Origin of the sequence: Massilia varians, assembly GCF_027923905.1 — a bacterium.
GTDB classification, from domain to species: domain Bacteria; phylum Pseudomonadota; class Gammaproteobacteria; order Burkholderiales; family Burkholderiaceae_D; genus Telluria; species Telluria varians_B.
This window is the reverse complement of sequence record NZ_AP026966.1, coordinates 3,254,803-3,281,176: the sequence shown is the minus strand read 5'-3', so window position 1 is coordinate 3,281,176 and position 26,374 is coordinate 3,254,803. Positions and strand designations below refer to the sequence as shown.

Below are 26,374 nucleotides of genomic sequence, written 5' to 3'. Positions count from 1 at the left end.
CGCCCGGATGGCGCGTGCGCGTCAGTTGCAGACGCTGCCCGGCGCCAGGCGCTGGTTGACATAGGCCAGATCGCGCAGGTCGACGATGCCGTCACCGGTGACGTCCGCGCGCGGATCGAAGCTCGCCTGGCCGCTGCGCTTGCCAACCGAGGCCTTAACGATGGCCACGTCGGCACAGTCGACCATGCCGTCGCCATTGGCGTCCGCGCGCAGGCGGATCGCGATGTCCGCGTCCGACACGTCGAAGAACACGTTGCCGACCGCTGCCACCTTGATGCGCGCGGCCGCGGCGGCGATCGCCGGCAGCTGCACGCTGGCGCTGCCGGTGTTCGGGGCCGACTCGGCCAGTACATAAGGCTAGGTCGCGCCGCCGTCGGTCGACAGGCTGATCTTCACGGCCGAGGTGTTCACCGGCGCGGCATTGGTGTTGGCCACGTTCCAGGTCACGTTCTGGATGCTGCCGGCATCCAGCGTTGCAGGCGCACCCTGCGAGGTGACCAGGAAGGGGCCGGCCAGCGGCGCCAGCACCAGGTTCGTGGTGGCGCTGTTCACGCCCCCGCGGCCGTCGCGTACCGTCAGCTTGAAGTTGAGCGAGGCCGGGTTGGCGTTGGCGTTGAAGCCGACGTAGGCGGCGGTCGGCAGGAACTCCGAATAGCACTCGATCTCGGCCGCGGTCAGCGGCGAGCTGGGGGCCGGGCAGGCGCCGGTACGGGCGTTGGTGTTGTTCGCCAGGATCTGGGCCATGTCGGGGAACACGCGGGTCGGATTCGCGTTCACCTCGTTCTGCCCGGGCGAGTTGAACTCGAGCGCGTCCGCGTTCGAGACCAGCGCGCGCATGCCGAACTGGCGGAACAGCGGACCATTGGTCTTGAGATTGCTGGTCAGGGCAGTGCCGGTGGCGGCGCCGCGGTCGTTCTGCTCCCACAGGTAGGTGAGCGGATCGTCGTCCGCATCGACCGCGCTGCCGGTCAGGGCGAAGGGCGTGCGCACCGGGATCGTGTAGCTGCCCGTGACCGACACGACCGGCGCGGTATTGCCGCTGTAGGACACCGACCCGCGGCGGGTAGTCGGGCCGCCGGCGGTGATTTCGCCGACATAGCCGCTGCTGCCGCCGCTGAAGCCCTGGAGCTGCAGCGTTGCGACGTTGACGCCGGCCAGCGCGCCGCCGAACGTCACCGTGAAGGCGGTATCGCTCAATGCGCTGACCGCCACCGTGCCGCCCGCGGGCCAGCCGGCGGTGCCTTCGATCGCCGCCTTGATGCCGGCCGTCGTATAGTTGGCGCCGCGTACGATTGGTGCCGACAGGCCGCCGTTATAGGCGATCTGGAACTGCTGCCCGTTCGTGTTGAAACCGGTCAGCACACCCATCTGGATTTCACTGAGCGTGAGTTCGTTGGACGAGGTCAGGGCCACGATCTCGTCGAAGCTGCGCTGCGACCAGTAGGGATCGCTGTGGTTCTGCAGGTTGTCGGCGGTGCAGATGCCGGCGTAGGCCATGATCGACGAGCCGCTGCCCGGTTCGACCGAGTTGGCCGCGCTGCGGTTGCCGCCGGAACAGTTGCTGTTGATGCCGTTGAAGGTATGGTTGCCCGCGAACTGGTGGCCCAGTTCGTGCGCAACGTAGTCGACCGCGAAGAAGTCGCCGGTCGGCTGCGGCAGGCCGGTGCAGCCCTGCGCCTTGGAGCTGCCGCCGACCACGCCCAGGCTGGCGACGCCGCCGCCATTCAGGCCGAGGGCGATGTGGCCGACGTCGAAGTTGCTGGCCCCGGCCAGCAGGCCGGCGACGACGCGGTTGCGCGTGAGCGTGCCGCTGGCGCAGCCCGATGCCTGGGCCGGCGTGAAGCAGGCTGCGCCGCCGCAGGGGCCGTTGGCGCCGGTCATCTGGTCCGGGGTATTCAGGTTGAGCGCGTCGGTGGCGTCGATCAGCACCAGGCGGATCGCGGTTTCGTCCTCGTAGACCTGGGTGACGCGGTTGATCAGCGTGACCTTGGCGGCAGTGACGTTCTCGGCGCCGAAGTAGGCGGCATAGGTGGGGTCTGTGACCAGCGCCAGGCGATAGGTACGCAGGGCGTCGCCGACCAGGGCGTTGGGCGACGCCGCGGCGTCCACCACCTGGAAGGGCGCCGAGCTGGCCTTCTCGCCGGCCCTGGCGGTCAAGTTCTGCAGTACCAGTCCTTCGTCTTCGCCGCGCACGCTCAGCTGGACGTTTTCGCCTGGCGCGAAGCCGGCACCGCGCACATCGACGGCATCGCCTTCCTTGTAGAAGGAGCGCGACAGGCTCAGTTGCGCTTCCGGCAGCGCGGGTTCGACCAGCGGTGCGCGCGGGTTGATCAGGTCCGCGCGGCTGTAGCTGACGTAGACGCTGGTGTCGTTGCGGTAGTAGGGATCGACGTAGTAGCCGCCGTTCGGAGAACGCACCGAGGCGTGCAGGCCGAGCGGGGTAATGTCCATGCGCAAGGTGGCGTTCGGATCGTCGATGCCGCGGCCCCGGTAGGTCTTGATGCCGGGATGCCTGGCTGCCAGGCCTGGCTCCATGATCGAGGACTCGACCAGCGTGAAGCGCTGGTAGCCGCCGTCCGGGTGCGGCAGGGAGATTGTCAGCGGACTGGATATCGCGCGCGTCCTGTTCTCGGCCGGTGCGGCGGCGGTCAGCGTCTGCATGCCGCCCAGGTCGAGCGTGGCGGTGCGCGCGCGCTTGAGCTGCAGGGCGGGCTGCTTGCCGGTCTTCGCGTCCTGGGCGCCTTGCATGGTCTTGGCGCCGGCTGAATCGGCAGCCAGGGAGACGTCCTACCAGTACGGGGCCGCGCGCTGGACCGAGACGGCCGGTGCGCTGGCGGGGGCGGCCGCCGCGGTCGGCACCACGGCCGAGAAGGCGAGGGCGATGCTCAGGGCCAGCAAGCGCGGCTTGCCGGAAGCGCTACGTAGTGATTGCAACCCGCGTTGGTCCGACGGGGGCGAGGCTCTCTTGCTCATGCGGTTTCCTTTTAATTGTAGTAAGGGAGTCCGACGTGCTTCAGTTGGCGTTCATGCAACATTACGACTCTCGGGCGCGCAGCGCTGGCCGCCCCGCCACATGCATTAAATGCAATGGCTTGGGCTGCATCATATTGCCGAAATTTTATTTAATGCAAGAAATATATTTACATCTGGACAAAAACAGGCGTGGCGGACCGTTCCGTGTTGACAATCTTGACCTGTGGAGTTACTTCGAGGGCCGACCTCCGGGTGAGCGTTTCACCCGGCCAGGGACGATCGGCCAGCGGCGTTGACAGGCATTGCCGAAGCCGGGGAGATGTTCCTGCTCGAATCGCTGAAGGCCGCGCGGCCGCGCACTGGAGTGAAGTCAGGCCGGCTTCAGCGGTACTCGCCATGTTTCGGATCCTTCGCTTCGTCGTCGGGTCCGTCGGGGTGGCGGGCGGTGGGCAGGTGCCAGCCGTAGCGGATCGCGGCCACGCGCAGCCCGAAGCACAGGGCGGCGCCGGCGCTGGCGGTCGGAGCGGCGGGTAGCCGCAGCGCGTCGCCGAGCACGACGACGCTGGCGCCTGCGAGCGCAGCGACCGCGTAGATGTCGGAGCGGAACACCGCGGGCACGTCGTTGAGCAGGACGTCGCGCGCGACGCCGCCGCCGATGCCGGTCAACATGCCGAGCAGGGCGGCTGCCCACGGGTCGGCGCCGAACACCAGCGCCTTTTGCGCGCCGGCCACGCAGAACAGCGCCAGGCCGGCGCCGTCGAAGATCAGCACCGGATTGCGCAGCCGGTTGACGATCGGATACCAGAAGAAGATGACCAGGCCGGCCAGCAGCGACACCGCCATGTAGCGCCAGTCCCGGATCGCGGCCGGCGGGGTGGCGCCGATCAGGAGGTCGCGCACGATGCCGCCCGAGGTGGCGGCGACAAACGACAGCACCAGCACCCCGAAGATGTCGAGGCGGCGGCGCGCGCCGGCGATGGCGCCGCTGAGGGCGAAGACGAAGGTGCCGATCAGGTCGAGGGTCAGCACCAGGGTCTTGATGGCGGCGCCCACGTCGAGGGCGAGTACGGGTAACACGTGGATCCTTGCTTGGCGTTGGCGGGAGAATGCCCGGCATGGTAGCGCAGATTGCAGAGGCCGTGTCCGGGCTTGCAACCGGATATACTGCCGGGAAACCTCCACCATGCCCAGCATCCCCGCCATGTCGCTTCCCGCCCTGCATCTCCGGCCCGCCCTGCCATCCGACGATGACTTCTTCCTCGCCCTGTACCGCTCCACCCGCGATGACTTGCTGGGCCTGCTCGCCGACCCGCGCTACATCGACGGCATCGTCGCCATGCAGCAGCGCATGCAGGTGGCCGGCTACCGCAGCAGCTATCCCGATGCGGTGGTGGAGGTGCTGGAACTGGACGGCGTGCCGGTGGGCCGGCTGGTGACGGCGGGCGTGCCGGGCGCCGTCCGGGTGGTCGATATCGCTGTGATGCCCCAAGCGCGCGGGCGCGGCGTCGCCGGCGAGGCGCTGCGCCGCCTGCAGCGTCAGGCCGCGCAGGATGGGCAGGCGCTGACGCTGGCGGTGCGCACCGACAACCCAGGTGCGCGCCGGCTGTACGCGGCGCTGGGCTTCACGGTCGACGCGGAGGAAAGCGGCCGCCTGCAGATGCGCTGGCGGCCCTGTTAATGCCGAATGCCCGCGAGCCAGTCGAAGATCGCCGGCCAGATGCGCGCATGGGCGCTGTTTCCGACCAGCACACCGACGTGCTGCAGGTTGACGCCGACGTCGCCGCCGTAGTGCAGCAGGCACTTGCGTTCGCTGCCCGCGGCCTCGTGGAAGGGCCGCATCGCGGCTTCGGGAATCAGCTTGCTGCGCGGATCGAGCACGCTGACCAGGGGCGCGCGCAGGTCGTGCGGACCGATGCGGCGCGCGCCGATGCGCAGCTCGCCCTGCATGAATTCGTCCTTGCGGTAGAGCTGTTCGACCAGCTCGGTGAACAGCCGGCCGGGCAGGGGGAATTCGTCGTGGGTCCAGCGCTCCACCCGCATGTGGGTGGCGAACAATTGCGGGCTGGCCAGCGACAGGTAACGGTCCATCATGCCCTCCCACTGGAAGGCATGCGGTTCGGCGATGGCGCTCATCATGTTCAGGAATACCCCCGGCACCTGGCGGAAGCTGTCCGCGATCGGGCGCGCATGCGGCGTGGAGTCGATCAGCGGCGTGAAGCAGCAGGACGCCCGCTCGACATGCAGGGGCGACTCCAGCAACACCGTGGCGTCGACCCGGTCGGGGTGCAGGCAGCTGTAGATCGCGGCCAGGATGCCGCCCAGCGAGTGGCCGGCGATGGTCAAGGTGGCCTTGCCGCTGTCAAGCGCGATGGCCTGCTGGCAGGCGGCCAGCAGGCGCTCGCCGTAGTCGTCGAGGCCGAAGTCCTCGTCTGCGCCATCGTCGGGAAGCGGCGTCCACTCGGCCTGGTAGACCTGGTAGCCGCGCTCCATCCAGCGCCGCACGACGCTGATCTCGGGCGCCAGGTCCCAGATGTAGGAACGCTTGATGGGCGCGGGAACGAGCAGCACGGCGGGGCCGTCCTCGTGTGAAGCGCCAAAGCGGCGCAGGTTCAGGCCCGGTTCGCTGTGCAGGATGGTGAACGGGGTTTCCTGCGGACCGTAGCCGGCACGCTCAAACAGCTTGCCGCGCGCCTGGCGGCTGCGGTCCATGTTCTTCAATATGCTTGCTCCGAGCGAAGCAAACGAGGGCAGGGCAAAGGCTTGCTGATTCATGGCGTGCATGGCGTTCTCACCGGGTTCGAAGACCAGCTACTCTACGCCGCCCGGCGCCAGGCTTCAATCGTGCACGCGTTGGATGTCATGGGGCTTTGCGACGTATTAAACTGTGCGATCAAGCCTTTTCCCGGAGGATCGATTCAGCATGGTCTATCGTTTCCTGGCGGATGCGGTGCTGCTCGTGCACCTCGGTTTCATCCTGTTCGTCGTGTTCGGCGCCTTGGCGGTGCTGCGCCGGCCGCGCCTGCTGCCGCTCCACCTGGCGGCCGCCGCCTGGGGCTTCGGCATCGAGGTGCTGGGCGGCGTCTGCCCGCTGACTTATCTAGAATACCGCGTGCGCCTGCTGGCGGGAGAGTCCGGCTACAGCGGCGGCTTCATCGACCGTTACCTGCTGCCGCTGATTTATCCGGGGGAGATGACGCGCGGCCTGCAACTGGGCCTCGCCGCAGGCGTGCTCGTCATCAACGGCCTGCTGTATGCCTGGATCCTGCGCGCGCGGCGCAGGTCCATGCCGTCGTAGGACTTACTCGACCCAGGCGAAACCGTCGCGCGCCAGCAGGGCGAAAGCCTCCGCCGGTCCCCAGGAGCCGGCCGCGTAGGGATGCGGCTTTTCGTCAAGCGTGCTCCAGCCTTCGATGATCGGGTCGGCCCAGGCCCAGGCAGCCTCCAGTTCGTCGCGGCGCATGAAATGGGTCAGGCGGCCGCGCACCACGTCGATCAAGAGGCGTTCGTAGGCTTCGGCGCGGCGCTGCTGGAAGGCCGATTGCAGGTCGAGGTTCAGGGCCACCTGCTGCATCTGCATGCCGCTGCCGGGCTGCTTGGCCATGATCTGCAGCTTGATCGCTTCTTCCGGCTGCAGCTCGATCACCAGGCGGTTGGCGACGCCGCCCGGCATGTCGGGGAACAGCGGGAAGGGCGGATTGGCGAACTCCACCACGATCTTCGAGGAACGGCGCGCCATGCGCTTGCCGGTGCGCAGGTAGAACGGCACCTTGGACCAGCGCCAGGTGTCGATGTGGGCGCGCAGGGCCACGAAGGTCTCGGTCTTGCTGTCCGCCGGCACGTTCTTCTCTTCGAGATAGCCGCCCACTTCCTGGTTGCCGCTGACGCCGTGGACGTATTGTCCGCGCACCGTGTCGCGCGCGATGTCGGCCAGCTTGAGGCGGCGCAGCGAGCGCAGCACCTTCAGCTTCTCGTCGCGCACCGCGTCCGGCGAGAGCGAGGTGGGCGGCTCCATGGCGACGATGCACAGCAGCTGCAGCAGGTGGTTCTGGACCATGTCGCGCATTGCGCCGGTGCTGTCGTAGAAGCCGGCGCGGCTGCCGACGCCGACTTCCTCCGCCACCGTGATTTGCACGCTCGAGATGTTCGGCGCGCGCCACAGCGGTTCCAGGATCGAGTTCCCGAAGCGCAGCACCATCAGGTTCTGCACGGTCTCCTTGCCGAGGTAGTGGTCGATCCGGTAGATCTGCGATTCGGCGAAGTGCTTGCCCACCGCTTCGTTGATCTCGATGGCCGAGTCGAGGTCATGGCCCAGCGGCTTTTCGAGCACCACGCGCGCGTTGGCGTCGACCAGGCCGGCGGCGGCCAGCTTGGCGCAGATGGTGGTGAACAGGCTGGGCGAGGTGGACAGGTAGAACACGCGCTGCGCGCCCGGGTGGGCGGCATTGGCCAGGGTGGTGAAGTCAGGCGCGGCCTGGACGTCGAGGCGCACGTAGCCGAGCAGCTGCAGGAAGCCGTCCCAGGTCTTGTCGTTGAAGTTGGCGCTCGCGATGAAGGAGCGCGAATTGTCTTCGACGAAGCGGAGGTAGGCGTCGCGGTCGAACTCCTGGCGCCCGGTCGAGATGATGCGGGTCTGCGGCGGCAGGTTGCCGTGCAGGTAGGCCATGTAGAGCGCGGGGAGCAGCTTGCGCATCGCCAGGTCGCCCATGCCGCCGAAGATGATCATGTCGAGGGGGAGCGCGTTGTCGAGATCGGTCGAAGAAGTCATAGTGAACAGCCAAATAAGGTGCCGGAAAAGTTAAAGAGGTCGCTGCCGCACCGGCGCATGGTGCCGGGCTGGTGCGCCGCCGCTGCTTCGCTACGGTAGCAGAACGACAGCGGATGCGCACGGGACGTCCCGCTTGTGGCCAGACGGGAGCCCGCGGGATGGGTACGGGCCGCGGGCGTCGCCAGCGTGTGCGCTGGGCCCCATAGCTTACATCCTGGGCAACAATAAGGAAATGGCAAAATGGCGATGCGGATTCTCGCGGGGACGACCAGATGTGCATTTCTTGCATTTTATGCAAATAAAATTTGCATCGGGAGGCTTTCTTGCAAATCTTGTTTGCAGCGCCCGGGACACTTCTGCTACCGCGCCGAAGGCCGCGCGGGCGATCCCTTATACTCGGCGTTTTCCACCGTCCCGCGTCCTCCATGCCCCTGCCAGCCCGCCTTGCCCTGCCGAGTATCGTCCTTGCCGCTTCCCTGCTTGCGGGCTGCGCCCAAGTGAACCCCTACTATGACGCGGGCAAGCCGCACCACCGGCCCGAGGGCTTCGCCAACAACTACCCGCCGAATCCGGCCTACCAGCGGCCGAAAGCCGGCTTCTTCGAGGGCTGGGCCGGGCGCATCAGGAACTGGACCTCGGACGGCTCCGAGCGCCTGCCCCTGGCGCCGGTGCCCACCGTGCGCGCCGACCTGGCCTACCTGCATGCCAACAAGACCGAGCCGGCGCTCACCTGGATCGGCCACGCGAGCTTCCTGCTGCAGACCGGTAACGGCGTGAACATCCTCCTCGACCCGGTGTTCGACGAGCGCGCCTCGCCGTTGTCCTTTGCCGGCCCGAAGCGCCTGCAGGCGCCCGGCGTGGCGCTGCACGAACTGCCGCACATCGACGCCATCCTGATCAGCCATTCGCACTACGACCACCTGTCGCTCGCCTCGCTGCGCGCCCTGTACCGCCAGAAGGGCGGCGCGCCCATGCTGTACGCGCCGCTGGGCGTCGACCTGTGGCTGGCGCGGCACGTGACCGGCGGCGAGCGCTCGCGCATCGTCCGCGTCGACTGGTGGGACAAGGCGCGGCTGCGCGGCCTGGAGCTGCAGTTCCTGCCGGTGCACCACTGGTCGGCGCGCGGGCTGTATGACCGCAACGAAACCCTGTGGGGCGCCTGGGCCGTGACACGCCCCGGCTTCTCCTTCTTCTTCTCGGGCGACCTGGGCTATTCGAAAGACATCCGGGACATCGCCGCCCGCTATCCCGCAGGCTTCGACCTGGCCGCGATCGGCATCGGCGCCTACCAGCCGGTGTGGTACCGCAATTCCCACGTCAGCCCGGACGAGGCCGTCCGCATCCACCGCGAACTGGGTGTGCGGCGCAGCGTCGGCATGCATTGGGGCACCTTCCCGATGGGCCAGGAGCGCATCGACCAGGCCCCGCGCGATCTCGCGCTCGCGCGCCAGGCCCAGGGCGTGAGCGAGGGAGCCTTCGGCGTGCTGCGCATCGGCGAGACCTACCGGGTGCCGCCGCGGGAGGCGGCGGCAACCGCGGTAACGCCTCCCTGAGCATCGACCCGCGGCCGCTCAGACTTTCAGGGCTTTCTTGTGGGCGTCGGTGATGGTCCAGAAATAAATGGTGCGGCCGTCGACCTCGTCCTTCTTCTCGGGCGGCCATTCCGGCCCCATGTCGAAGGCATGCGACACCACGCGGGTGCCGACCTTGAGCTGCTGCCACAGGCGCGGGCGCAGCTTGACGTTTACCGAAGGCAGCAGGTAGAGCGTCACCACCGTCGCCGGCGACACGTCGGCCTGGAACAGGTCGCCCACCTTGAAGTTGACGCGCTCGGCCACCCCGGCCGTCTTGGCGTTTTCCTTCGCCTCGGCGATGCGCACCGGGTTCAGGTCGATGCCGGTGCCGCGCGCGCCGCGCTTCCTGGCCGCGGTCACGACGATGCGGCCGTCGCCGCAGCCGAGGTCGTACAGCACGTCGTTCTTGCCGACCCGGCCCATCTCGAGCATGCGCTCGACCACTTCCTGGGGTGTGGGCACGTAGGGCACGTCCAGGCGATCGGGCTCTGCCAGGGCTTGCGCATGCGCATGGGTCGGCAGCAGGATGGTGCCCGCGGCGGCGGCGGCGGACAGCAGCAGGGTACGGCGGCGTTCGTCGGTTTGCATGTGGACTCCTTCAGGTGGGACTAGGGAACGGGTCGTGTTGTGACAGCACTGGCGCCGTCCTTGCGGTCCAGGCAGAGCAGCAACAGGGAACCGCTGGCGAGGACGGCCACCCCGATCCAGGCCGCGTTCAGCCCGCCGAGCGACTGGCTGTACACGTAGGACAGGCTGGACCAGAGCATGTAGGCGCAGGTGGCGCAGAACAGCAGGGGCAGCAGGGGATACAGCGGCACCCGGAACGGCCGCGGCAGGTCGGGCTCGCGCCGGCGCAGCACGAACAGCGACACGCCGCTGAGCAGGAAGAACAGCCAGAACACCGGCGCCGTGAACTCGACCATGGCCTTGAAGCCGCTGCCGAAGGCGGTGCCGATGCCGACCAGGAGCAGGGCGGCGGCGCACTGGATCGACATCGCCACCGTCGGCGTGCTGCTGGCCTCGTTCCACTGGCCGAGCTTGCGCAGCGCGCGCCAGTCGCGGCCCATGGCGAAACCGGTGCGCGCGCCGACGATCATGGTGGCGTTGATGGAGGTCAGCGCCGAGATGGCGACCAGGATCGAGATCACTTTTTCGCCGGAGGCGCCGAAGGCGATGCCCATGACGTCGGCCGCCAGCGCCTCGGACCTGGCCATGCCCTGCATGCCGAGCACCTGCAGGCAGGCCCAGGTGACCATCAAGTAAAGGGTCGTGATGATCAGGATCGACAGGGTCAGGGCGCGCACCATGCTGGCGGCGCCGCCGCAAATTTCGGCGCTGATGTAGGCCGCCTCGTTCCAGCCGCCGTAGGTGAGCAGGACGAATACCATGGCCATGCCGAACGAGACCGGTACCGCCGTGTCGGGCGCGGCAAGCGCCGGTGCGGCCGCGGGGGCCGCGTCGGTGAAGAAGGCCGCGGCGGTCACCAGCAGCAGCAGGCCGCCGATCTCGGCCAGCGTCAGCCACATCTGGGCCCCGGCGCCGGTGCGCAGTCCCTGCAGGTTGACGATCGACAGGACGACGATGACCGCGCAGGCGTAGGCGGTGGCGCCCCAGCCCTCGGGCAGCACCGTGAGCGGCAGCGCCTGCTGCATGTAGTCGCCGAACACGAAGGCCAGCAGCGCGATCGAGCCGGTGGTGATCACCGCAAAGCGGGCCCAGCCGAACAGGAAGGCGGTGGCGCGGCCGTAGGCGCGGTGCAGGAAGTGGTAGTCGCCGCCGGGATGCGGGTAGGCGGTGCTGAGTTCGGAATAGCACAGGGCGCCGATCAGCGAGACCAGGCCGCCCAGGATCCACATGGCAAACATCCAGTCGGCGCTGCCGCTGAGTCCGGCAACGATGGAGGGCGACTTGAAGATGCCGGCCCCGATCACCACGCCAACGATCAGGGCAACTGCCTGGCGTAAACCCAGCAGCCGGCGCGGCGCGGCGCCGTCGCCGGTCGATGCAAACAAGTCCTCATCTGTGCGGTCCATATGGTGCCGATCAAAGTGATAGAGGGAACTTTGCCGGCAAGGAGCATGCCGGCCGTTGGCGCATCGTGCACAGGGCCGGCAGCAAAGCGCATGGACCTGCGCCGGGAATTATAGGGACGTGTTTTTCGGCGTGGCGCGCGCCTGAACCGGTCAAGCCAGCAGAAAAGGCAGCGCCCGCGCCAGCAATGTTTCCGGCGCTTCTTCCGGGATGTAGTGGCCGCAGCCCAGGGCCTCGCCCTCCACATTCGACGCCACCTTGCGCCACTCCAGCAGCGGATCGAAGCAGCGCTGCACCACGCCTTGTGCGCCCCACAAGGCCAGCAGCGGCGTGTCGAGCCGGTAGCCGGCATCGCGCTCGGCGCGCTCGTGTTCCAGGTCGATCCCGGCGGCGGCCCGGTAGTCCTCGCAGATGCCGTGCGCCGTGCCGGGCAGGGCCAGGCAGCGCGCGTACTCGGCGAGCGCGCGCGCATCGAAGGGGGCCAGGCCGGCGCTGCGCCGGCCCATCACGTCGCGCAGGTAGGCGCCCGGGTCGGCCTCGATCAGCCGCTCGGGCAGCGGCGCCGGCTGGATCAGGAAGAACCAGTGCCAGTAGGCGCGCGCAAAAGCCTCCGTGGTGCCTTCGTACATGGCCAGGGTGGGCGCGATGTCCAGCAGCACGGCGCGCTCCACCGCCTGCGGGTGCTCGGCCATCAGGCGGTGCGCCACGCGCGCGCCGCGGTCGTGGGCCATGACCCGGAAGCGTTCGAAGCCGAGCCGGCGCATGCTTGCGAGCATGTCGGCCGCCATGACCCGCTTGCTGTAGTTCGCGTGGCCGGGCGCGCCTGGCGGCTTGGACGAGTCGCCGTAGCCGCGTAGGTCGCAGGCGACCACGGTGAAGTGCCGGGCCAGTTGCGGCGCTACCTTGTGCCAGATCGCACGGGTCTGCGGATGGCCGTGCAGCAGCAGGAGCGGCGCACCGGCGCCGCCGTGCACGCCGGCGATCGTGATGCCGTCGTCGGTCTGTGCCTGGAAGGGGCGAAAACCGGGAAACAGGGAGTCGTGCATGCGCGGGTCCGGACTGGAAAAGAGAAAAGTGTAACAGCGAATAGCAGCGCGGCCTTACAGCAGCCTGACACGGGGCGGCTGTTGTAAATATGCCCAACTGAAAGCTTTACGAATTGACATCCTATTGTGTGCCCAGCAGTATCGATGAGCAATGTATGAGCAGCAAGCGCGGCGCCCCGTTCCGGCGCGGTAACGACAACAAGAGGAAACCCAAGATGCAGAAACACGCAACCGAAAAGACGGTCCTGGCCCTTGCAATCGCTTCCTTGTTCTCCGGCGCCTATGCGCAGGACAGCGCCACGGGAACGCCCGCGGCGAGCGACCCGGCAAGCGCCGCCACGGTGGTGGTCACCGGCACCCGCGTCGCCAACCGCACCGCCCTGGACACCGCCGCGCCGGTCGACATCATCTCGTCGGAGACGCTGAAGAACGTCGGCACCACCGAGATGAACCAGGCCCTGTCGATCGCGCTGCCGTCCCTGAACTTCCCGCGCCCGGCCATCACCGACGGCACCGACACCATCCGTCCGGCCACCTTGCGCGGCATGGCGCCCGACCAGACCCTGGTGCTGGTGAATTCGAAGCGCCGCCATGCGTCCTCGCTGGTGAACGTGAACGGCTCGATCGGCCGCGGTTCGGCGGCGGTGGACATGAACACCATCCCGACCGCGATTGTGAAAAGCGTCGAGGTGCTACGCGACGGCGCCGCCGCCCAGTACGGGTCGGACGCCATTTCGGGCGTGGTCAACCTGCGCCTGCGCACCGACCGCGAGGGCGGCGAAGCCAGCCTCACCTATGGCGCTCGCAAGACCGAATACGAACTGTGGAACGACGTCGCCCCGCCTGGCGCGACCTGGACCGCGCCCGCCAAGCGCGAACGCACCGACGGCCAGACCGGCACCCTCAGCATCTGGAAGGGCCTGGCCCTGGGCGAGACCGGCCACCTGACGCTGGCCGGCGAATACAAGAAGCAGGAGCGGACCGAGCGCAGCGGCTACGACATGCGCCAGCAATACCCGCGCCTGGCCAATGGCGCTTTCGATCCGCGCGAACTGAGCATCAACCGCTTCAATGCCTGGTACGGCGAGCCGGAAATGGAGCAGGTCACCTTCTTCGCCAATGCCGGCAAGGACCTGGGCGGCGGCGTCAAGCTGTACGGCTGGACCAGCTACCAGAACCGCTTCGCGCGCTCGGGCGGCTTCTTCCGCCCGGCCCAGGATGCGCGCAACATCCCGTCGATCTATCCGGACGGCTTCCTGCCGATCATCGCGCCGACGGTGAACGACTTCTCCGCCACGGGCGGGGCCACCTGGCAGGCCGGCAACTGGGACATGGACGCCTCGCTCGGCTACGGCAAGAACAAGATGGAGTACGACATCGAGAACACGCTGAACCGCTCGATCGGCCCGAGCAGCAAGCGCAGCTTCTATGCCGGCGGTTACGCCTACGACCAGCTGGTGTTCAACCTGACCGGCGTGCGCAGCCTGGACGTGACGGGCTTCGCCTCGCCGCTGAACGTCGCGCTCGGCGTGGAAGCCCGCCGCGAAGGCTATGAGCTGTTCGCGGGCGAGCCGGATTCCTGGCGTGCCGGTCCCGAGATCCTGCCGAACGGCACCCCGGCGGCGCCGGGCGCCCAGGTGTTCCCGGGCTTCCGTCCGTCCAACGAGGTCGATGCCCACCGCAGCGCGATCGGCGCTTTCGTGGACCTGGAAGCGAACATCACGCCGCAGTTGCTGGCCTCGGTGGCGGTGCGCGGCGAGCACTATACCGACTTCGGCAACAGCCTGGCCGGCAAGCTCTCCGGCCGCTACGATTTCAGCCGCGCATTCGCCCTGCGCGGCGCCATCCAGAACGGCTTCCGCGCGCCCTCGCCGCAGCAGCAGAACTTCACCGCGACCTCCACCAACTTCATCAACGGCGTGCCGTTCGAGATCACCACCTTCCGTCCGACCGACCGGGTCGCGGTGGCCCTCGGCGCCAAACCGCTGGAGGCGGAGAAATCGGTGAACGCCTCGCTCGGCGCGGTGATGCGCTTCGATCCATTCAGCATCACGATCGACGCCTACCGCATCGATATCGAGGACCGCATCATCCTGTCCGAAAACCTGACCCAGGCGAACGTGCGCAACTACATCATCTCGCAGGGGATCACGGGCGTGGGCGGCGGACGTTTCTTCATCAACGGCGTCGATACCCGCACCCAGGGCGTGGACGTGGTGGTGAGCTGGCCGATGCGCACGGCCAACGCCGGCAACTTCGACATCACCGTGGCCGGCAACTTCACCGATACGGAGGTGACCAAGGTGCCGGTGACGGCGCAACTGTCGGCCCTGAATCCGGCGCCGGTGCTGTTCGACCGCCTAAACGTGCTGTCGCTGGAAAAGGGCCAGCCGGAGAACAAGCTCAGTGCGAACGTGGCTTGGCGCCTGGGCCAGTGGGGCGCGACCTTCCGCGCGACCCGCTACGGCAAGGTGCTCTCGCCCGGCACCACCGCGGCGCTGGACTTCTGGATGGACCCGAAGACCCTGGTCGACATCGAAGCGCGCTATGCGTTCACGCCGAAACTGAGCCTGGCGCTGGGTGCTGACAACCTGTTCGACCAGTACCCGGAGACCCAGCCGCCGGCGCTCAACACCACGGGCAACACGCCGTTCGCGAACTATGCGCCGTTCGGGCGTGCGGGGCGCTTCATCTATGCCCGCATGAACTACGGCTTCTAGGCTGTCGTAGGGTGGGCGGGTCTCCCGCCCACGCGTTCAAACCAGGCTAGATCAGTCGACCATGGCCCCGGCACCCGCGCTCAGCATCCAGCCGTTCATCAACAGGAACAGCATCCACAGGGCGAACAGCGTCGACACCCGGCGCATGTCGGCCGGGTTCTCGAACAGCGGCGCACGCTTGTAGGCCACGCCCACGAAATAGGCGCCGAACACGGTTGCCATGTAGTGCACCGCGCCGAACATCTCGCCCAGCTCGCCCTTGCGCGGGTGGTCCACCAGCAGGTGCGACAGCGCCACCAGCACCAGGTAGGGCACCGAGGCCGACAGCGGCGGCAGGTACAGGCCCATTTTCTCGACCCAGTCCTGCACGCCCGGCTTGAAGCGCGCCACCAGCGGCAGGATCAGGTTGTGGACCATGCCGGTGATGAAGATCAGTTTCAGCAGCACGTTCTTGTGCAGGCTGCCGTCGCCCATGGCCAGGTTATGGATGTTGGTCTCGCCCTGGCGGTTATTCTGCAGGAAGAATTCCGACGACTGGATGTTCAGAACGCGCTGGAACCAGCTGATTTCTTCCATCGCGGCGAGCAGGCACAGCAGGCTTAGGCCGCCCAGGGTCAGCAATTCCATGACGCCGCGGTCGCTGCGCTTGAGGCGTTCGCTGAATGCGAAGCCGAGCAGGCCGGCCAGCGCCATGAAGCACAGGAACTGCATCCATTCGACGATGCCGTCTTCCACCAGCAGGCGATCCATGCTGGCCGGGTTGCCCGCCAGCGCCACCGCGAGCAGCAGCACGAATGCGTTGATGACGATCCCGGTGGCGATGACGGGATGGAGATACCACTTCTTGTTTGCCACAGACTACTCCTTCATTGATGAAATCGGTTCGGCGCCGGCGCGATGCAGCGCAGGCAGCGCATCGTCGGCGCAGGCCAGCGCTCCGTGCGCGCGGGCGCGCAGCAGGGCGCGCAGGGCGGCGCCGAGCAGGGTGACCAGGGCCCAGCCCCACAGCAGCGGGTCGAGCAGCGCATCCCACAGGTTCCCGCTCGGCAGGCGCGCCAGGGAGAACAGGGCCAGGGCGCCCAGGACCGCGGCGGTTTGGGACCGAGTGCGGCCACGCGTGGCGGCCAGCGCACAAATGACCGCCAGCAGCACCGCGCCCAGCGCGGCGCGCCCGCCGAAGCCCGCGTAGTAATACCCGCCGGCGATCAGGCCGAAGGCGTCCAGGTAGAGCAGCAGGCCGGTCACGCCCAGCGCCGCCGCCAGCGGGACCGGTAGCGCGGCCGGGACCGGGCCCGAGGCCTTGCGCCAGCGCGCATGCAGCTTGAGCAGGCAAAGGCCGGCCAGCAGGGCGCTCGGGTACTGGAAGGCCAGGCCCACGTGCCAGGCCGGCGAGGCCGCGCCGGGCAGGGCCATCAGCAGCAGGCAGCCGGCCAGGGTCGCGCCCAGGGCGCGCCGCGGCAGGCGCCGGGACGCGGGCCACAGGCCGACCAGGATGGCGGCCAGCACTAGTGCCCATGCCAGCCGGGCATACACGAACTGGAGCGAAAGGTCGGGCAGGGTCATCAAATGCTCTCTCCAATGCTGATCCGGTACCGGTGATGCGCGATCGCCTGGCGCTGGAAGGTATACGTGACGTGCAGTTCGCGTCCCACCTGCTGCATGGTGGGATAGGAGAACTCGTCGCTCTTGCCGCCGCTGGCCACGTCGGCCACGGTGCGCCAGGTGTGGCCGTCCTTCGAGACCGACAGGCGCAGCAGGCTGCGCGCGCCGCCGCCGGCGCGGATGTGGTTGTGCAGCATCAGGAATTCGCCATTGGCCAGGCGCAGCACCGCCATCGAGGTGTTCTCGTTGTTCAGGTCGAGGGCCGGCAAGTCTTCCCAGTTGGCGCCACCATCGCGGCTCAGGGCGTGCTGCACCCGGCGTTCGTCGCTGGCGTCGCGCATCCAGGCCCGCACCTCGGTTTGCGAGACCGGGACGATGGCCGGCTGCAGCGTGGTGGTGCGCTCCCCGATGCGTCCCAGGCCGGTCGGCTCGCCGTCCGGGCCGAAGGCCATCATCATCGGGTACTTGATGCCGATCTCGAAATACACCGGCAGCCACCAGCCGCCGTCGACCAGGCCGACCGCGTTGGTGCGCACCAGCACACTGGTATTGAACAAGGGCGACATCGGCAGCACCCGCTTCATGGCGAAGCTGGCGCCCTCGTCGTGGGAGACCAGGTGCGCCACGCGCGAGGCCGCCCAGCCGCCCAGGCCGGTGGCGACCACGTACAGGTGGATCCGCCCGTCCGGGCCGGTCCAGGCCACCGGGTTGCCGATGCGGCGCACGCCGAAGCCGAGCGCCTTGCCGAGCGTTTCGCGGCTGGCGACCATCCAGGGCTGGCCCCATTTGCCGTTTTGCCACTGCGCCGCATAGACCTTGACGTCCGGCCCGCTCTCGCGGCTGCCGGCCCACCAGAAGCTGATCAATCGGTCGCCGGGGAGCGTCGCCATCGCGCTGGCATGGGCCGAGGGCGTATTGCGCGGCATCGGGATCAGGGAGCGCGACAGTTCGGACAGGGCGACCCGTCCCGGCACGACGGCTTGCACCGTGGAGGGAGCGGCGGCGGCCCGGGCCCGGGCCCAGCGCACCGTCTCGGCGCAAGCGATCGCCAGCACCACGGCAGCGCAGGCAATAGTGGTACGGCTGCGCGCACTGCGGCGCGCTGGCGGAGATCGTTCCATACACTTCCGGCGAGCCGGGCTGGGCCGGTCGCGACACTGGTTATCGTATTGGTGGGCTGCCGGGTCAGCCGGCTGGGCTGTACCGGGCAAAGGCGCTATCCTACAGGAAAGGAAGCGCTGGCGACATATCCTGGAGGCATTTCGCGGTGCGCAGGCGGCGATCCGGTCGACCGGCAAGCCGGTTCGCGCTATGGAAACGGCGCTTCATCGCTGCCGGCTTGCCGGACCGGCATCGGCTCGGCAGAATGCTGGTCATCCTTGCAACGACACGAACGCATCCGCATGAGCAGCCTAAGCCCTTCCACCATGTCCCTGCCGCCTATGGCCGCACCGGTCCTGCCCACGCTGGTGCGCGACCTGCGCCTCGCGGCCCTGATCAGCGTGCTCGCCGCCGTCATGATCGTGCTCTTGATCGCCAAACCCGAGACCCTGCCCGAGCAGCTGGTGTATTCGCTCTGCATCGGGGTCCCCGGCTTCTTCGTCGTGGACCTGGCCCGGCTGCGCTTGTGGCCGGTGCTCGATGGCCATCCGCGCCGCTGGCTGGCCCTGGTCGGCCTGATGCTGCTGGTGGCGGGGCCGGCGCATTTCTCCGGCATTCACCTTGCCGGCGCCTTGCTGGGCCACGAGGTGCCGAGCCTGGCCAGCTATCCCACCGTCGGCCGGCTCAGCTATATCGTGTTTACTTTCACCGGCCTGGTCGCCATGACCCTCCTGGTGACGCACCGCGAGCGGGTCCAGCGCATCAAGGAAGCGCACAACGCGGCAAGGCTGCGCGCCGAAACCGTCGAGCGCCAGGCCCTGCAGGCGCAACTGCGCCTGCTGCAGGCCCAGATCGAGCCGCACATGTTGTTCAATACCCTGGCCAACCTGCAGGGCTTGATCGCGATCGATCCCGATCGCGCCAACACCATGCTCGACCAGTTGATCCGCTACCTGCGCGCCACGCTGGGCGCCGCGCGCTCGGAGAGCACCACGCTCGCCGACGAATTCGCCGCCATGGACGCCTACCTCGGCCTCATGCAGGTACGCATGGGCGAGCGCCTGTCCTATCGCCTGGAACTGCCCGCCGCGCTGCGCCGGGCCAGGCTGCCGCCGATGCTGTTGCAGCCCCTGGTCGAGAACGCCATCGTGCACGGACTGGAGCCGAAGATCGAGGGCGGCGAAGTCCGGATCGCGGCCGAAGCGCGCGACGGCCTGCTCGACCTGCGCATCCTGGATACCGGGCTGGGCCTGGGCCAGTCCGGCCACGGCGGCGCTGGCGTCGGCGTCGCCACCACCCGCGAACGCCTGCGCGTGCTGTACGGCGAGGGCGCCGGCGTCCTCTTGATGCCGGCGCAGCCGCAAGGCACCCTTGTCCGCCTTACCTTACCTCTGGAGACCGCATGAGCATCCGTGCCCTGATTGCAGAAGACGAACCGATCCTGGCGGCGACGCTCGCCCGCCTGTTGACGACACTGTGGCCCGAACTGGAGATCGTCGCGACCGCCCCGAACGGCGTGGCCGCGGTCGAGCAGGCCCTCGCGATGCGGCCCGAGGTGCTGTTCATGGACATCAAGATGCCCGGCCAGACCGGCATCGAGGCGGCCGAGGAACTGGCCGAGCGCTGGGAAGGCCCGGGGCCGTTCCCGCATATCGTGTTCGTGACCGCCTACGACGATTATGCGGTGCAGGCCTTCGAGCAGGCGGCGGCCGATTATGTGCTCAAGCCGGTGAACGAGGCGCGCCTGGCGCGCACGGTCGAGCGGTTGCAGGGCCTGCTGGGGCGGCCCGAGGAAGCGGAGCGGGGCGATCCGCTCGCCGAGCTGGTCGGACGGCTGCAGGCCCTGATGCCAGCCGCCCCGGCCCCGCAGCGCCTGACGATCGTGCGCGCGGCGGTCGGCAACATGGTGCGCATGATCCCGGTGGCCGACGTGGTGTTCTTCCAGGCGACCGACAAGTACGTGAACGTCGCCACGGCCGAGAGCGAAGCCTTGATCCGGGTGCCGCTCAAGGAACTGCTCCCCCAGCTCGACCCGGACAAGTTCCGCCAGGTCAACCGCAGCACCGTGGTGAACATGGGCTGCGTGGCCAGCGCCGGGCGCGATGCGATGGGCAAGGTGATGCTCAACCTGCGCAACCGGCCCGAGAGGCCGCGCGTGAGTCCGGTGTACGCCCACCAGTTCCGGCAGATGTAAGGCGCGTGTATGCCCTCAAGGCATGGTCAGGTCCAGGCCCAGCGTCCTGGCAAGGAAGAAGGTGGCCGTGCCCAGCACCAGGAGCAGCAGCACGAACAGGAGCGCCAGCTTGCCGGCCGCGCGCAGCACGGCGCGCTTCTCCTGCTGCTTGTCCTGGTTCTTTTCACCTTGGTCGTAATGCCACTTGACGGCGTAGAACATGCCTATGCCTAACACGACAAACTTGAACACGTAGAATATTACAGGGGTCCATTCCATAATCTTGAGCGGGTGCATCCGGCGCGCCGTCTGCCGAATGGTGATGAAAGAGGCTAAAAAGCGCAGCGTCTGCCGTACCGGGACGGCGTTGCTGCAGGTTCTGGGGCATTCTACTTAAAAACAATATCCATACATTGAGACAAAATGTCCCAGTTGAGATCCATACAAGATGACGAGCTGCCAATCTGGCTGCCCGGCCTGGCCGTGCACGGCGGGCCGCGCTTCCTGCAGATCGCGGATGCCTTGCAGGCGGCGGTGGCCGACGGAAGCTTGAGGCCGGGCGACCGTTTGCCCCCGCAGCGCCGCCTGGCGGCACAGCTGCAGGTCGACCTGACCACGGTGACGCGCGCCTACGACGAAGCCAGGCGCCGCAGCCTGCTGGAAGGCCGCGGCGCCCGCGGCACCTATGTCGCGGCGCCGAAAGTCGAATTGAGCCCGGTCCTCGACCTGAGCATGAATACGCCGCCACCGCCGGATGGCGTGGACTTCGAGGACCTGCTGAAGCAAGGCCTGTCGCAAGTACTGATGAGGGCGGACAATGCGGCGTTGATGACCTACCACCTGGGTGGAGGAAGCGAGGCCGACCGCAAGGCTGGCGCCAGCTGGCTGGCGCCGATGTTCGGTCCCCTGAATGCCGGGCAGCTGGTCGTCTGTCCGGGGGCGCAAGCGGCGATCGCTGCCCTGATCCTTGCGCTGACCGAGCCGGGCGACGTCATCCTGGCCGAGCCGACGACCTATCCCGGCTTGCGCGCCGCCGCGGGCGAATTCGGCCGGCGTCTCGTTGCCGTGGGAACGGACGAGCACGGGATGCTGCCGGCGCTGCTCGAACAGGCGTGCGTGCAGCACCAGCCTGCGCTGGTCTACCTCAATCCGACATTGCAGAACCCGACCGCCGCCACCATGCCGGAACACCGGCGCAAGGAGCTCGCCGCCATCGCGCAGCGCTGCGCCGTACGCATCGTCGAGGACGACCCCTACTGGCTGCTTGCCGCCGCCCCGCCGCCGCCGATTGCCGCCTTCGCCCCGGAACAGGTGGTGTACATCTCTACCTTGTCGAAGTGCCTGACGCCCGGCTTGCGTGTGGCCTTCGTGCTCATCCGCGCCGCGCGCGAACGGGAGCGCTTCCTGGCCGCCCTCAGGTCATTCGCGCTGATGGCCGCACCCCTGAGCGCGGCACTGGCCACCCAGTGGATCCTCGACGGTTCGGCAGCGGGCTTGTTGGCGGGCGTGCGCAAGGAGGCCGGCCTGCGCCACCGGATGGCGCGCGACATCCTGGCGGGGCGCTACAGCGGCGCCGGCGACGGCCTGCATGTCTGGCTCGCGCTGCCGGCGTACTGGAATTCTTCGCAGCTGGCGCGTGCGGCCGACAGCGAGGGCATCGCGGTCACCCCGGCGGAGGCATTCGCGACCGGCAGCGCATCGGTGAATGCGATCCGGATTTCGCTGGGCAGCATCCGGGACCGGGGACGCCTGCAGGCGGGCCTGCAGCGGCTGTCGCAGCTGCTTGCGCGGCGGCCCGCGTCGTTCAGCGCCGCCGTGGTGTAAGCAATGTGCGTCGGGCGCTGCGGGCCGGACTAGGGCAAGCCGGCTCCGCGCACCCGTCCGCCGCGCGCCAGCCGCAGCACGGCGCCAAACAGCAGGTGCACGGCAAACGCGCAGGCCGCGATGACCGAGGCCACCAGGACCGGCAGCACGGCGCCGAAGGTGTAGGTCATTCCGAGCGCGAAACCGAGCACGTATTCTGCGCGCCAGGCGCCTGCGCACAGGGCTGCCCCGAAGGCGCCGAAGAAGATCCATTGAGAAGCGGGGTGCCCGATCGTGAATGCCAGGGAGAGCGCCCCGGCCCACAGGAAAGCCACGGCGAAACGGGCCCGGGCAAGGGTACGGAAGCGCTCCCGACTTCCCATTTGCACCAGGGTGGCGGCGCGGCGCTGGATGCGGCCGACCAGGAACCAGCTCAGCAGCGGCACCACCAGCAGCCCCCACCAGTTGGAGACGGCGGGCAGTTCCGGGTTGTTCAGCAGGTGGTGCGCCGGCACGCCGCCGTGGCTGTACTCCCAGCCGAGGTGGAGGATTTCGGCGGCCAGGGCGCAGCTGGCGAGGATGAGGCGGGACTGCAGGTCAGGACGGGCGAACATGGCACGCTTCCTTTGCGGTGGGCCTGGCGATGGAGGGAGAGTCCGGCCGGCCAGTGTAGCAAGCTTGACCAGCTTGCCACAATGTCAAATGGGTAGCGTGTGGCGGCGGCGCCTCATTCCAGCAAGCGAAGTGCCTCGGCGGTCGTCACCACCCTTGCGTACTCTCCCGCCAGGTTCGCCAGCGACATCGCATGCACCTCGTCGGCGCTGCGCAGCGCGCCCGCATGATCGCGGCGGGCGAAGGTGAAGCAGGCGTCGCCGGCGACGCTCACCTGGAAGCCGAGGTTGCCGGCGCTGCGCACGCTGCACTCCACCGAGATGTTGGTGCTGACGCCGGCCACGACCAGGCGCTCGATGCCGCGCGCGCGCAGCCAGCGCTCCAGTCCCGACAGGATGAAGGCGTCCGGGACGTTCTTCTCGACCACATGCTCGCCCTGGCGCGGCGCGAACACCGGCTGGAACGCGGCGCCCGGCTGCCCGGGAGCGAAGCCGGAGCCTGGCGCGCGCGAGATGTGGCGCACGTGGACCACCGGCGCGGCGCGCGCACGCCAGGCGTCCAGCAGCCTGTCGATGTTGGCTTCGGCCTGCGGATTATTGCGCGCGCCCGCATCCGGGCTGGCCATGCACTGCTGCATGTCGATGATCAGGAGGGCGGGGTGGTCGGGTCGCATCGGCATTCAGGAAAATGGCAATGCCATCATGGTAACCCAGCCGATGACGGCCGTCCGGCTTTGGTACACTAGCGCTTTTCGATCCACCTTGGGCTTGACGATGGCGCAACCGCTGGAGCTACGCGCATCCGCTCTGCACTCACTGCTTGAAACCGACCCCGCCGCCAAGACGGCGGGCGTGGCGGCCATGGTCGCCGCGCACCGCCGTGGCGACTGGCGCGTCGACGTCGACGCCGGGCTGGATGCGCCCGCCGGCATCCCCGGCCGTCCGGCCCGGCCCGAACTGGTGCCGCCGCGCCTGGTCGGGCGCCGCTCGATGGCGACCGTGGAGGGACGCGCCATGCTGGTGCACGCGCTCGCCCACATCGAGTTCAATGCGGTCAACCTGGCGCTCGACGCGCTGTGGCGCTTTCCTAGCATGCCGCAGGACTACTACCTCGATTGGCTGCGGGTGGCGGGCGAAGAAGCGCTGCATTTCAACATGCTGTGCGGCCACCTGGCCACGCTCGGCTACGCCTACGGCGACTTCCCGGGCCACGACAGCCTGTGGGAGATGGTGGAGAAGACCCGCGGCGACGTGCTGGCGCGCATGGCCCTGGTGCCGCGCACGCTGGAAGCGCGCGGGCTCGATGCGATTCCGCCGCTGCGCGCCAAGCTGGCCCAGGCCGGCGACCTGGAAGCCGCCGCCATCCTCGACGTGCTGCTAGTCGACGAGGTCGGGCACGTCGAGATCGGCAACCGCTGGTACCTGCACCTGTGCGCCCTGCGCGCGCTGGAACCGGTGTCGACCTACGCCGAGCTGACCGTGCGCTACAAGGCGCCGGTGCTCAAGGGTCCCTTCAACATCGCGGCGCGGCGCCAGGCCGGCTTCAGCGAGGCGGAGCTGGCGCGCTTGAGCTAGACCCGGCATGGATTCCACACCACTGCAGGGCTTCCTGCTGACCCGCCACTGGCGCGACCTGGACGCCGGCCTCGAGGTCGAATTCTGGATTGCCACCGAACAGGGGCCGCGCCGCGTACGGCTGCCGGTCCAGACTCCGGTCGCCTTCGTCCCGCTCGAGCAGCGCGAGGCGGCCGAACTCGCGCTGCACAGTGAAAGAAAGGGCTGGGAACTGCGCGAGCTGTCCTTGTCGGACTTCCACCACCGTCCGGTGCTCGGCCTGTACTGCCGCCAGTACCGCCAGCTGCTGCGGCTGGAAAAGCGCCTGCGCGAATTCGGCGTCGCCGTCTACGAGGCCGACGTGCGCCCGCCCGAGCGCTACCTGATGGAGCGCTTCATCACCGCGCCGGTGCTGGTGCACGGCACGCCGGATCCGCACGACCCGGCCCTGATCCGCGACGCCCAGCTCAAGCCGGACGGCGACTACCGGCCGGCGCTGCGCCTGGTCTCGCTCGACATCGAGACCAACCAGCACGGCGAACTGTACTGCATCGGTCTGGAAGGCTGCGGGCAGCGCCAGGTCTACATGCTGGGCGAGCCGATTGGCGCGCCGAGGGAACTGGACTTCCGGCTCGACTACTGCGCCAGGCGCGCCGAGCTGCTCGAGCGCCTGGAAGAATGGGTCCGCGTGCACGACCCCGACGCCATCATCGGCTGGAACGTGGTCCAGTTCGACCTGCGCATGCTGGTGCAGGCGGCGCAGCAGCTGGGACGCCCCTTGCGCCTGGGCCGCGACGGTAGCGCCATCGAGACCCGCGAACATGGGCGCTCGGAGCATTATTTCGTGTCGATCGCGGGCCGCCTGGTCATCGACGGCATCGAGGCGCTGCGCTCGGCCACCTACAGCTTTTCCTCCTTCAGCCTGGAGTCGGTATCGCAAAGCCTGCTGGGCGAAGGCAAGGCGATCGACAATCCCTACAGCCGGATGGACGAGATCAACCGCATGTTTGCAGAGGACAAGCCGGCGCTGGCCTTCTACAACCTGAAGGACTGCGAACTGGTCACCCGCATCTTCGAGAAGACCGAGCTGATGCGCTTCCTGCTGGAGCGCGCCAGCGTCACCGGGCTGGCGGTGGACCGCAGCGGCGGCTCGGTGGCGGCCTTCGAGCACCGCTACATGCCGCTGATGCACCGCCAGGGTTTTGTCGCGCCCAACATCGGCGACGTGGCGGCGGGGGACAGTCCCGGCGGCTTCGTGATGGATTCGCGTTCAGGCCTGTACGATTCGGTGGTGGTGCTCGACTACAAAAGCCTGTACCCGTCCATCATCCGCACCTTCCTGATCGACCCGGTCGGCCTGGTGGCCGGCCTGGCCGAACCCGAGGAGAACACCGTGCCGGGCTTTCGCGGCGCACGCTTTTCGCGCACGCGCCACTGCCTGCCGGGCATCGTGCGCCAGGTGTGGGAAGGGCGCGAAGCGGCCAAGCGCGAACGCAACGCGCCGCTGTCGCAGTCGCTCAAGATCATCATGAACGCCTTCTACGGCGTGCTCGGGACCACCGCCTGCCGCTTCTTCGACCCGCGCCTGGCCTCGTCGATCACGATGCGCGGGCACGAGATCATGCACCGCACCCGCGCCCTGATCGAGGAACAGGGCTACCGGGTGATCTATGGCGACACGGATTCCACCTTCGTCTGGCTCGGCAGGGCGCATGCGCAGGCGGACGCCGAGCGCATCGGGCAGGCGCTGGTGGACCACGTCAACGGCTGGTGGCGCGATCACCTAGAGACCGAGTATGGCCTCGCATCCAGCCTGGAACTCGAGTTCGACACCCACTACGCGCGCTTCCTGATGCCGACCGTACGCGGCTCGGACGAAGGAAGCAAGAAGCGCTATGCCGGCCTGGTGCTGAACACCGACGGTAGCGAGGAAGTGGTGTACAAGGGACTGGAGACGGTGCGCACTGACTGGTCGCCGCTGGCGCAGCAGTTCCAGCAAGAGCTCTACCTTCGGGTGTTCAAGGGGCAGCCGTACGAAGCCTGGGTGGCCGACTATGTGGCGCGCACGCTGCGTGGGGAGCTGGACGCGCTGCTGGTCTACCGCAAGCGCCTGCGCCGCCCCCTGGACGACTACGAACGCAACGTCCCGCCGCACGTGCGCGCGGCGCGCATGGCCGACGATTTCCATACCGCCCAGGGGCGGCCGGCGCAATACCGGCGCGGCGGCTGGATCCGCTACGTGATGACCACCGCGGGGCCGGAGCCGCTGGAGTTGCTGGGTAGACGAAACTCGGCGCCGATCGACTACGAACACTACCTGACCAAGCAACTCGAGCCGATTGCCGACGCGATCCTGCCTTTTCTGGGCGACAGTTTTGCGCGGCTTACCAGCCCGCAGGGCGCGCTGTTCTAGCGCACCCG

24 protein-coding genes are annotated in these 26,374 nt (G+C 68.2%); 9 read left to right on the top strand and 15 right to left on the bottom strand.

What is annotated here, in order from left to right:
• Positions 1-21 precede the first annotated feature (21 nt).
• The 4 genes from MasN3_RS14785 to MasN3_RS14770 form a co-directional block, all read right to left on the bottom strand.
• Positions 22-312 carry a dockerin type I domain-containing protein gene (locus tag MasN3_RS14785; protein WP_281908110.1) on the bottom strand — a complete coding sequence of 97 codons (291 nt, stop codon included), beginning with the start codon at positions 310-312 and terminating at the stop codon, positions 22-24.
• 45 nt (positions 313-357) lie between these two features.
• Positions 358-2,748: a M12 family metallo-peptidase gene (locus MasN3_RS14780; protein WP_281908109.1), complete on the bottom strand. Its 2,391-nt coding sequence runs from the start codon at positions 2,746-2,748 to the stop codon at positions 358-360.
• A 39-nt stretch (positions 2,749-2,787) separates the two neighbouring features.
• Positions 2,788-2,973 (bottom strand): hypothetical protein, encoded by a 186-nt coding sequence (locus MasN3_RS14775; RefSeq protein WP_281908108.1) that lies wholly within the window; start codon positions 2,971-2,973, stop codon positions 2,788-2,790.
• Between the two features lie 381 nt (positions 2,974-3,354).
• Positions 3,355-4,050, bottom strand: coding sequence for a trimeric intracellular cation channel family protein (locus MasN3_RS14770; protein ID WP_281908107.1), 696 nt, complete (start codon positions 4,048-4,050; stop codon positions 3,355-3,357).
• A 106-nt stretch (positions 4,051-4,156) separates the two neighbouring features.
• On the opposite strand from MasN3_RS14770, the gene MasN3_RS14765 reads away from it, so the two are divergent.
• Positions 4,157-4,651 (top strand): GNAT family N-acetyltransferase, encoded by a 495-nt coding sequence (locus MasN3_RS14765; RefSeq protein WP_281908106.1) that lies wholly within the window; start codon positions 4,157-4,159, stop codon positions 4,649-4,651.
• On the opposite strand, the gene MasN3_RS14760 is transcribed toward MasN3_RS14765, so the two are convergent.
• Complete coding sequence (locus MasN3_RS14760; protein ID WP_281908104.1) at positions 4,648-5,754, bottom strand: alpha/beta fold hydrolase; 1,107 nt, start codon at positions 5,752-5,754, stop codon at positions 4,648-4,650. The two genes, MasN3_RS14765 and MasN3_RS14760, sit on opposite strands and share 4 nt — an antisense overlap.
• Before the next feature lie 139 nt (positions 5,755-5,893).
• On the opposite strand from MasN3_RS14760, the gene MasN3_RS14755 reads away from it, so the two are divergent.
• Complete coding sequence (locus MasN3_RS14755) at positions 5,894-6,268, top strand: DUF2784 domain-containing protein (protein WP_281908103.1); 375 nt, start codon at positions 5,894-5,896, stop codon at positions 6,266-6,268.
• Positions 6,269-6,271: 3 nt separating this feature from the next.
• Here MasN3_RS14755 and zwf read toward each other — a convergent pair whose 3' ends face one another.
• A complete protein-coding gene (gene zwf / locus MasN3_RS14750; protein ID WP_281908102.1) occupies positions 6,272-7,738 on the bottom strand; it encodes a glucose-6-phosphate dehydrogenase in 1,467 nt (488 codons plus the stop codon).
• Positions 7,739-8,163: 425 nt separating this feature from the next.
• Between zwf and MasN3_RS14745 the strand changes: the two genes are divergently transcribed.
• The gene (locus MasN3_RS14745; RefSeq protein ID WP_281908100.1) at positions 8,164-9,291 is read left to right on the top strand and encodes an MBL fold metallo-hydrolase; all 1,128 of its coding nucleotides are present in this window, start codon (positions 8,164-8,166) and stop codon (positions 9,289-9,291) included.
• Positions 9,292-9,309: 18 nt separating this feature from the next.
• On the opposite strand, the gene MasN3_RS14740 is transcribed toward MasN3_RS14745, so the two are convergent.
• From MasN3_RS14740 to MasN3_RS14730, 3 genes are all read right to left on the bottom strand, one after another.
• Positions 9,310-9,900 (bottom strand): SAM-dependent methyltransferase, encoded by a 591-nt coding sequence (locus MasN3_RS14740; protein ID WP_281908098.1) that lies wholly within the window; start codon positions 9,898-9,900, stop codon positions 9,310-9,312.
• Between the two features lie 20 nt (positions 9,901-9,920).
• Complete coding sequence (locus MasN3_RS14735) at positions 9,921-11,345, bottom strand: APC family permease (protein WP_281908097.1); 1,425 nt, start codon at positions 11,343-11,345, stop codon at positions 9,921-9,923.
• A gap of 150 nt (positions 11,346-11,495) precedes the next feature.
• Entirely contained in the window at positions 11,496-12,389 is an 894-nt protein-coding gene (locus MasN3_RS14730; protein WP_281908096.1) for an alpha/beta fold hydrolase, read from the bottom strand.
• A gap of 215 nt (positions 12,390-12,604) precedes the next feature.
• Between MasN3_RS14730 and MasN3_RS14725 the strand changes: the two genes are divergently transcribed.
• Entirely contained in the window at positions 12,605-15,109 is a 2,505-nt protein-coding gene (locus tag MasN3_RS14725; RefSeq protein ID WP_281908095.1) for a TonB-dependent receptor plug domain-containing protein, read from the top strand.
• Positions 15,110-15,160: 51 nt separating this feature from the next.
• Here the strand turns inward: MasN3_RS14725 and MasN3_RS14720 are convergent, their stop codons facing one another.
• From MasN3_RS14720 to MasN3_RS14710, 3 genes are read right to left on the bottom strand one after another with little or no spacing between them, the layout of a single operon-like run.
• Positions 15,161-15,964: a hypothetical protein gene (locus MasN3_RS14720; protein WP_281908093.1), complete on the bottom strand. Its 804-nt coding sequence runs from the start codon at positions 15,962-15,964 to the stop codon at positions 15,161-15,163.
• Between the two features lie 3 nt (positions 15,965-15,967).
• Positions 15,968-16,672: a hypothetical protein gene (locus tag MasN3_RS14715; protein ID WP_281908091.1), complete on the bottom strand. Its 705-nt coding sequence runs from the start codon at positions 16,670-16,672 to the stop codon at positions 15,968-15,970.
• The gene (locus MasN3_RS14710; RefSeq protein WP_281908090.1) at positions 16,672-17,832 is read right to left on the bottom strand and encodes an exo-alpha-sialidase; all 1,161 of its coding nucleotides are present in this window, start codon (positions 17,830-17,832) and stop codon (positions 16,672-16,674) included. Before MasN3_RS14710 ends, MasN3_RS14715 begins: the two co-directional genes overlap by 1 nt.
• A 306-nt stretch (positions 17,833-18,138) precedes the next feature.
• Between MasN3_RS14710 and MasN3_RS14705 the strand changes: the two genes are divergently transcribed.
• A complete protein-coding gene (locus tag MasN3_RS14705; protein ID WP_281908089.1) occupies positions 18,139-19,218 on the top strand; it encodes a sensor histidine kinase in 1,080 nt (359 codons plus the stop codon).
• Positions 19,215-20,006, top strand: coding sequence for a LytR/AlgR family response regulator transcription factor (locus tag MasN3_RS14700; protein WP_281908088.1), 792 nt, complete (start codon positions 19,215-19,217; stop codon positions 20,004-20,006). Before MasN3_RS14705 ends, MasN3_RS14700 begins: the two co-directional genes overlap by 4 nt.
• A 15-nt stretch (positions 20,007-20,021) precedes the next feature.
• Here MasN3_RS14700 and MasN3_RS14695 read toward each other — a convergent pair whose 3' ends face one another.
• A complete protein-coding gene (locus MasN3_RS14695; RefSeq protein WP_307730359.1) occupies positions 20,022-20,207 on the bottom strand; it encodes a hypothetical protein in 186 nt (61 codons plus the stop codon).
• A 201-nt stretch (positions 20,208-20,408) separates the two neighbouring features.
• Here MasN3_RS14695 and MasN3_RS14690 point away from each other — a divergent pair, with 201 nt between their 5' ends.
• Positions 20,409-21,809 (top strand): aminotransferase-like domain-containing protein, encoded by a 1,401-nt coding sequence (locus tag MasN3_RS14690; RefSeq protein ID WP_281908085.1) that lies wholly within the window; start codon positions 20,409-20,411, stop codon positions 21,807-21,809.
• Between the two features lie 29 nt (positions 21,810-21,838).
• Here MasN3_RS14690 and MasN3_RS14685 read toward each other — a convergent pair whose 3' ends face one another.
• A complete protein-coding gene (locus MasN3_RS14685) occupies positions 21,839-22,402 on the bottom strand; it encodes a hypothetical protein (protein WP_281908084.1) in 564 nt (187 codons plus the stop codon).
• Positions 22,403-22,515: 113 nt separating this feature from the next.
• Positions 22,516-23,073: a cysteine hydrolase family protein gene (locus tag MasN3_RS14680; protein ID WP_281908082.1), complete on the bottom strand. Its 558-nt coding sequence runs from the start codon at positions 23,071-23,073 to the stop codon at positions 22,516-22,518.
• A gap of 100 nt (positions 23,074-23,173) precedes the next feature.
• Between MasN3_RS14680 and MasN3_RS14675 the strand changes: the two genes are divergently transcribed.
• The gene (locus tag MasN3_RS14675; RefSeq protein WP_281908081.1) at positions 23,174-23,974 is read left to right on the top strand and encodes a ferritin-like domain-containing protein; all 801 of its coding nucleotides are present in this window, start codon (positions 23,174-23,176) and stop codon (positions 23,972-23,974) included.
• A gap of 7 nt (positions 23,975-23,981) precedes the next feature.
• Positions 23,982-26,366 (top strand): DNA polymerase II, encoded by a 2,385-nt coding sequence (locus tag MasN3_RS14670; RefSeq protein WP_281908079.1) that lies wholly within the window; start codon positions 23,982-23,984, stop codon positions 26,364-26,366.
• Positions 26,367-26,374: the final 8 nt, after the last annotated feature.

Excerpts from the sequence above, each read along its gene's own strand:
- MasN3_RS14730 (WP_281908096.1), bottom strand. The coding sequence starts at position 12,389 with ATGCACGACTCCCTGTTTCCCGGTTTTCGCCCCTTCCAGGCACAGACC.
- MasN3_RS14710 (WP_281908090.1), bottom strand. The coding sequence starts at position 17,832 with ATGGAACGATCTCCGCCAGCGCGCCGCAGTGCGCGCAGCCGTACCACT.
- MasN3_RS14760 (WP_281908104.1), bottom strand. The coding sequence starts at position 5,754 with ATGCACGCCATGAATCAGCAAGCCTTTGCCCTGCCCTCGTTTGCTTCG.
- MasN3_RS14695 (WP_307730359.1), bottom strand. The coding sequence starts at position 20,207 with ATGTTCTACGCCGTCAAGTGGCATTACGACCAAGGTGAAAAGAACCAG.
- MasN3_RS14705 (WP_281908089.1), top strand. The coding sequence starts at position 18,139 with ATGTCCCTGCCGCCTATGGCCGCACCGGTCCTGCCCACGCTGGTGCGC.
- MasN3_RS14740 (WP_281908098.1), bottom strand. The coding sequence starts at position 9,900 with ATGCAAACCGACGAACGCCGCCGTACCCTGCTGCTGTCCGCCGCCGCC.
- MasN3_RS14775 (WP_281908108.1), bottom strand. The coding sequence starts at position 2,973 with ATGAGCAAGAGAGCCTCGCCCCCGTCGGACCAACGCGGGTTGCAATCA.
- MasN3_RS14675 (WP_281908081.1), top strand. The coding sequence starts at position 23,174 with ATGGCGCAACCGCTGGAGCTACGCGCATCCGCTCTGCACTCACTGCTT.
- MasN3_RS14735 (WP_281908097.1), bottom strand. The coding sequence starts at position 11,345 with ATGGACCGCACAGATGAGGACTTGTTTGCATCGACCGGCGACGGCGCC.
- MasN3_RS14725 (WP_281908095.1), top strand. The coding sequence starts at position 12,605 with ATGCAGAAACACGCAACCGAAAAGACGGTCCTGGCCCTTGCAATCGCT.
- MasN3_RS14690 (WP_281908085.1), top strand. The coding sequence starts at position 20,409 with ATGTCCCAGTTGAGATCCATACAAGATGACGAGCTGCCAATCTGGCTG.
- zwf (WP_281908102.1), bottom strand. The coding sequence starts at position 7,738 with ATGACTTCTTCGACCGATCTCGACAACGCGCTCCCCCTCGACATGATC.
- MasN3_RS14755 (WP_281908103.1), top strand. The coding sequence starts at position 5,894 with ATGGTCTATCGTTTCCTGGCGGATGCGGTGCTGCTCGTGCACCTCGGT.
- MasN3_RS14715 (WP_281908091.1), bottom strand. The coding sequence starts at position 16,672 with ATGACCCTGCCCGACCTTTCGCTCCAGTTCGTGTATGCCCGGCTGGCA.
- MasN3_RS14700 (WP_281908088.1), top strand. The coding sequence starts at position 19,215 with ATGAGCATCCGTGCCCTGATTGCAGAAGACGAACCGATCCTGGCGGCG.
- MasN3_RS14765 (WP_281908106.1), top strand. The coding sequence starts at position 4,157 with ATGCCCAGCATCCCCGCCATGTCGCTTCCCGCCCTGCATCTCCGGCCC.
- MasN3_RS14670 (WP_281908079.1), top strand. The coding sequence starts at position 23,982 with ATGGATTCCACACCACTGCAGGGCTTCCTGCTGACCCGCCACTGGCGC.
- MasN3_RS14745 (WP_281908100.1), top strand. The coding sequence starts at position 8,164 with ATGCCCCTGCCAGCCCGCCTTGCCCTGCCGAGTATCGTCCTTGCCGCT.
- MasN3_RS14685 (WP_281908084.1), bottom strand. The coding sequence starts at position 22,402 with ATGTTCGCCCGTCCTGACCTGCAGTCCCGCCTCATCCTCGCCAGCTGC.
- MasN3_RS14780 (WP_281908109.1), bottom strand. The coding sequence starts at position 2,748 with ATGCAAGGCGCCCAGGACGCGAAGACCGGCAAGCAGCCCGCCCTGCAG.
- MasN3_RS14680 (WP_281908082.1), bottom strand. The coding sequence starts at position 23,073 with ATGCGACCCGACCACCCCGCCCTCCTGATCATCGACATGCAGCAGTGC.